This is a genomic window from Stappia indica (genome assembly GCF_020177335.1).
Classification (GTDB): domain Bacteria; phylum Pseudomonadota; class Alphaproteobacteria; order Rhizobiales; family Stappiaceae; genus Stappia; species Stappia indica_B.
This window is the reverse complement of the sequence record NZ_JAIVMG010000034.1, coordinates 1-4,673: the sequence shown is the minus strand read 5'-3', so window position 1 is coordinate 4,673 and position 4,673 is coordinate 1. Positions and strand designations below refer to the sequence as shown.

Here is a 4,673-nt window from a genome sequence, read left to right as displayed (position 1 = left end):
CCTGAGCCTTGCGGATGCCCGCGAAAAGTTGGAGGATTGGCGTCGATACTACAACGAGGTTCGGCCTCACTCGGCGATCGGATACAACGTCCCGATCGCGTTACAGAATCCCGGTGGCGTAGCCAGCCCGCCATCGTGAAAAAGCCGGAAAACTCCAGCATCCGGCGATCCAAGCTTGGGGAGCACAGCAAAAGCCGGAAAACTCCAGCCACCGGCGCTCCAAAGTTCGGTCTCAGAGCAGGTGCGCTACGGCTACCGGCGTGAGCCCGCGTAATCACGATTGATCGTCGTTATTCCGGAGCCAGGAATTTGCGCATGGTGCCAGGTTCTTCCGGGGGCGCCCGCGCCTCTTGCCTTTTTGCGCCCCCACCTTTTTAGGCTCTTCCTGGATGGGCTCTCGTCGAGTGGTTTCCGCCTTTGGCCCGGGAGCTTGTTGCAGCGTGACAGGTTTCTCCTCGATGAACTCGCGTGATCTCAGCATCGGGCGCGACCGCGCAATGACAGCATGTGCCTCGATCCACTCCTCCACGTCCTCGGCAAGGTAAAGGGCGCGGTTCTGAGGCATGAAATACCGTGGCCCCTCGCCCCTCATCGCGAGTTGCGCAAGGGAGCTTTCCGAAATCGGATAGATTTCCGCGACCTCCCGCCGTGTCAAATATCTCTTCATGGGCGGCCCGACGGTTGCGGCGTGCTGGTTTGGTCCTCCAAGTATCGGTCGGCATTCTGGACAGTGAGGGCCGCATATCCGGCTGCCTTTTCCGGCCGGCGCATCCTGAGCCAGGCCTCCAGCATCGGTCTGGAAACGCCCTCGCCGAGTGCAACCACCACAGCGGCGAAGTCGATTTCCGATGCAGAAGCAGCTTCCCGAGGCCGACTTCCGCGTCGGGCTTCGGCCCAAATGCGGGCCTCCTGCGCTTGGCGGATCCTGTCGAGCGCATCGAAGTCCTCGATGGCTGAAGGGTGACCAGACACCGCCGCCACTGGCGGCGTTTCGCGGGCAGCGCGCGGGGCGCGGCCGCGCTGTGCCGAGAGGTTTGCCTTTATCTCGTCAACCAAGTTTGTTCCAGCGGCAGCGATACAGCCACTGGCATCCACTAGGCGGACAAACGGGAAATGTCCGTCTGCCTGACGGTGTTTTGGCTTGCGATTGGTGAAACCAGGCAGTCGGCCTGGTTGCATTGGACTGGTGGCTCTCGGGTCAGCGCCAAAAAGTTCCGACAGGTGTTTGACTGCACCACGAACAACTGGGTACGGCAGTTCGCCAGCGGCGATGAGCTTGATCCAAACTTGGCAATTTCCCGGTGACGTCTCCACAGTCAAAGCGGGCTGAAAGCCATCAAGCGTAAGGCGCGTGACAGCTTCAGCATTCAGATCATCGAGCAGAACGATGCCGGGATGCCCGTCCCGGGCCGATGGCCCGAGACGCATAAATATGGCGGCACCTCCGGCGTTTGCGGCCGCCGCTCGCGGAAACAGTTCGCCGACATCTGCTGGCATCAAGTCGCGACCTGTCCAGATGCCTCGTCCCCGATCCTCGGTAGCCCGAGGAGGAAAGACGAAGCCAACGTCGACCGTTGTATCGAGAGCCGATAGCGCTTGCAGGGAGGCGCGGCGTGTTGCTGGATGCACCATCGCTTACCTCACCACAGCGGCCTGAAAGATAAGGTGAGCGTACGCATTGATTGCCCGCGCAAGATGCTGAGGCGGGAGGTTCGACCACTGGGGCAGAGGTGGCTTGTCGAACACATCGAGCGTGTGGAGGCTTGTTTTCGCCTTTTCAACGATATCGATGAGGCAAGCGATTTCTTCGACAGCAATTTCACGCCAATCGCCAAGCTTTCCAGCCTTTGCAGCTGCCAAAGCACGCCGATAGGTCATTGACTGCAAGTCCTCGACGGGAAAGGCGACACTTATCGCTGTGGCAGCGAGTAAGGAGGATGCATTGTCGGACAAATCGATTCCAGCTGGCCGTCCTGTCTTTTCGAGTTCTGCCTTTATTTTTCGAAGTGCACGAGCAAATTTCTGTAGACGAAGGCGTAAAATCTGGATGGTAGGGCCAGCTTCACTAGCTAGGTATATTTTGTATGCGTGATTTTCTGCGTCGCCAGTCATTTCGGACCTCCATCGATACTTGGCAACAACCAATGATTGGAATTCTCATGAAAGAATCAAACCCATAAAAATATTTTTTGACCGTTTGTTCCTTGCATAGGTCGTCCATACAGTGCGCTGGCAGGTTTCACGGTGTGAGCCAGCGGTGCCATGTAAACCGCGCAGCAGTCACATGGCAGTCTGGGCAGGGGGGCAAGCCCCCGTGCACCCCCAATTCTAAAAGGCGAGCAAACCGCAAATGACGCGATCTGGTAGTGACAAACGGAAGCTCGAAAGAACCGCCGCGACCCGTTTGAGTGCAGAAGAGTTCCGACGCCTGGATGATCTCGCCAGCGCTTTCGGCAAGACCCGCTCAGACTTTCTCAGGGACGTTCTGGTCGCCCACATGGAAAGCAAGCCAGTCGCCGCCGTCCGGGTCCGCTCCGTTCTTTCCGCGGGGGATAAACAGGCGCTCGCTACCTACAGCCGACATGCAGGTCGTCTTGCTGGAACCTTGATACAAACAGCCAAGGCCGCCCGACTTGGAGGCCTGTCAAAGTATCATGCCGAAGTTGAAAACCTGCTCAAGGAAACGCTCAAACTGAAGAGGCGGATAGACCATATTCCGGAGGCACAGGACCCATGATTTGTGGCTTGGTCACGCACACCGGTTCCGGAGCGCTCGCGACACACCTCCTCTCCGCCCATGACAATGAGGACGTGTCCATCCAAATGCACGGCCTTTGGGCAGCCACCCTATATGAAGCGCTCGCTGAAATGCGTGCGATGGCCGCCGATTGCCGGAGCCGAAAGCCGCTCGTCCACGTGTGGGCAAGCCCTTCGGTCGAATACGATGAGACCGAATGGACGGAATTCTGGACACGGTTTGAGGAGGAGTTCTCCCTTGAAGGACAGCCGTACTTTGAAGCCGAGCATCTGAAATGGGGCAAGGGTGGTCGGACATCCCGTCACCGTCATCGGGTCTACCTGCGGGTCGACCTGGACGGACGCGCAATACCCATGCGTCACACGGTTCCTCGACTGGAAAAACTGTCGCGGATTTCCGAGTTTCTCCACGGCGAAGCGTTCACATCAGGCTCATACAATGCGAGCGTCCTCAAGTACCTTCGCCGGGAAGGTCTGAACGACATCGCCAATGCGATGGACCGCCAGGGCCTTGGACATCATCGAGCAAGCGCATTGTGCTCCGCTGCTGAACGCGCGATCGCAGAAAGATCTAGCGATATCGCACCGGATGAAGCAAAGCGCCTGATCTTCGATCTCTTGACTTCTTCAGGCGGCGGGCGAGACATCGCTGCGGTTTTCGAAGCTACCGGCTTGCGTCTTGCTCTCGGCAAGAAAGCAATCGTCGCGGTTACCCCGAAAGGTAACCGCATCCCCGTGTTGAGGGCCTTTAACCAGGTCGCAAGACGCCGTGGCGGCGAACGGTTGAAAAAAGCAGACCTTGACACCCTCCTCAAGGACGCTGAACTGCCTGATGCTGAAACTCTCGGACCGCAAAAACACCTTCGCTCCGACTTTATTCAACACGTTGGTGCGGAACGGCGTGGAAGGCGAGAAGCATCGCCCGAGAGGATCACGCCGTCCTATCAAGACACGCCCTATGTCGAAGAAAAGGTGCCCAAGGATACGCTCCCGGATTGCGATCCGATAGACGTATCGCGCCTCACAGCAGCCCAGGGAAAAGCACTTCGCGAGTGGAATGAATACCTGTTCGCGGCACCAGAGCTAAAGGCAGCTCAGGACGAAATTGAAGCCTCGTCTGTAAACGAGAAGCCGAAGTCAAAATTGCAGATCAGCTGTTCCGGAGACCTTGCCAAGAGCGGTTCCTTGGCAAGGCAGGCGTGGAAGACCCACTTCAAGGCAGGGCTGGCAGGACTGCCGGACGTGGTGGCGGATAAAATCGCGTGGGTCGATCGGCGGGATGAGGACTGCTATCGCATCGGGCTGAAAGAGACGGGCGCAGTCATAATTGTCGAGCCGACCGTCATATCGACCTCAGCTGCGACCCAAGAAACACCTGAAATCATGGTCCAGATTGCGGTCAGCATGGGGTGGGCCGAGGTTGAGGTCCACAGTGACGATCTGACTTGGAGCGAGGCTGTGACGCGCGCGGCCATCCGTGTGGGCCTCGCCATTGCTACCCCAGAGCTACGGGCAGTCGCTGAAGATGAAACAGAGCGTATGGCCATCAAGGCTCTCGTTCGCGAATGGCTCACGGCGCGCCGCAGATTTCTTGAAAGCAGAAATGCCGATGCGATCCCGGATTGGGCACAAACTGTCAAAAACCTGCTCGCACGCCCGAAAACAGTGACTGTCATGTCACCGGAGCTATACGAAATGCTCCTGCGCGACATGGGGAGCTACGAAGACTTCGAGCATACAGCCCGAATAGATTTCGCCGACGACGAGACCAGCGCACCCGCTTTGATCAGGGGGCCTTAGGCTCCAGACTCAATCATAGCCAGAACGCGACGAGAGTTGCCAAGGCAACGGCGGACAGGAAGTTTCTGGCGAGTTTGTCGTAGCGGGTTGCGACGCGTCGGAAATCCTTCAGACGG

Annotated in this window: 6 protein-coding genes and 1 pseudogene; 3 read left to right on the top strand and 4 right to left on the bottom strand. The window is 58.1% G+C overall.

The window, feature by feature from the left end:
* Positions 1-139: transposase (locus LC062_RS21215; RefSeq protein ID WP_224913151.1), on the top strand; the 139-nt coding region annotated here is incomplete at its 5' end.
* A 135-nt stretch (positions 140-274) separates the two neighbouring features.
* Here the strand turns inward: LC062_RS21215 and LC062_RS21630 are convergent.
* From LC062_RS21630 to LC062_RS21205, 3 genes are all read right to left on the bottom strand, one after another.
* A complete protein-coding gene (locus LC062_RS21630; RefSeq protein ID WP_404829767.1) occupies positions 275-667 on the bottom strand; it encodes a helix-turn-helix transcriptional regulator in 393 nt (130 codons plus the stop codon).
* Positions 664-1,497: a DNA-primase RepB domain-containing protein gene (locus tag LC062_RS21210; protein WP_224913150.1), complete on the bottom strand. Its 834-nt coding sequence runs from the start codon at positions 1,495-1,497 to the stop codon at positions 664-666. Before LC062_RS21210 ends, LC062_RS21630 begins: the two co-directional genes overlap by 4 nt.
* Positions 1,498-1,635: 138 nt before the next feature.
* Complete coding sequence (locus LC062_RS21205) at positions 1,636-2,112, bottom strand: hypothetical protein (RefSeq protein ID WP_224913149.1); 477 nt, start codon at positions 2,110-2,112, stop codon at positions 1,636-1,638.
* A gap of 238 nt (positions 2,113-2,350) precedes the next feature.
* Here LC062_RS21205 and LC062_RS21200 point away from each other — a divergent pair, with 238 nt between their 5' ends.
* Together LC062_RS21200 and LC062_RS21195 are read left to right on the top strand one after the other, a co-directional pair.
* Positions 2,351-2,737, top strand: a complete 387-nt coding sequence (locus LC062_RS21200; RefSeq protein ID WP_224913147.1) for a hypothetical protein — start codon at positions 2,351-2,353, stop codon at positions 2,735-2,737.
* The gene (locus LC062_RS21195; RefSeq protein ID WP_224913145.1) at positions 2,734-4,557 is read left to right on the top strand and encodes a relaxase/mobilization nuclease domain-containing protein; all 1,824 of its coding nucleotides are present in this window, start codon (positions 2,734-2,736) and stop codon (positions 4,555-4,557) included. Before LC062_RS21200 ends, LC062_RS21195 begins: the two co-directional genes overlap by 4 nt.
* A gap of 13 nt (positions 4,558-4,570) precedes the next feature.
* Here LC062_RS21195 and LC062_RS21190 read toward each other — a convergent pair.
* A pseudogene (locus LC062_RS21190) lies at positions 4,571-4,673 on the bottom strand (IS5/IS1182 family transposase); the annotation flags it as partial.

What these genes read in the sequence shown, in the direction of transcription:
- LC062_RS21630 (WP_404829767.1), bottom strand. Translation starts at nt 667, where the DNA reads ATGAAGAGATATTTGACACGGCGGGAGGTCGCGGAAATCTATCCGATT.
- LC062_RS21210 (WP_224913150.1), bottom strand. Translation starts at nt 1,497, where the DNA reads ATGCCAGCAGATGTCGGCGAACTGTTTCCGCGAGCGGCGGCCGCAAAC.
- LC062_RS21205 (WP_224913149.1), bottom strand. Translation starts at nt 2,112, where the DNA reads ATGACTGGCGACGCAGAAAATCACGCATACAAAATATACCTAGCTAGT.
- LC062_RS21200 (WP_224913147.1), top strand. Translation starts at nt 2,351, where the DNA reads ATGACGCGATCTGGTAGTGACAAACGGAAGCTCGAAAGAACCGCCGCG.
- LC062_RS21195 (WP_224913145.1), top strand. Translation starts at nt 2,734, where the DNA reads ATGATTTGTGGCTTGGTCACGCACACCGGTTCCGGAGCGCTCGCGACA.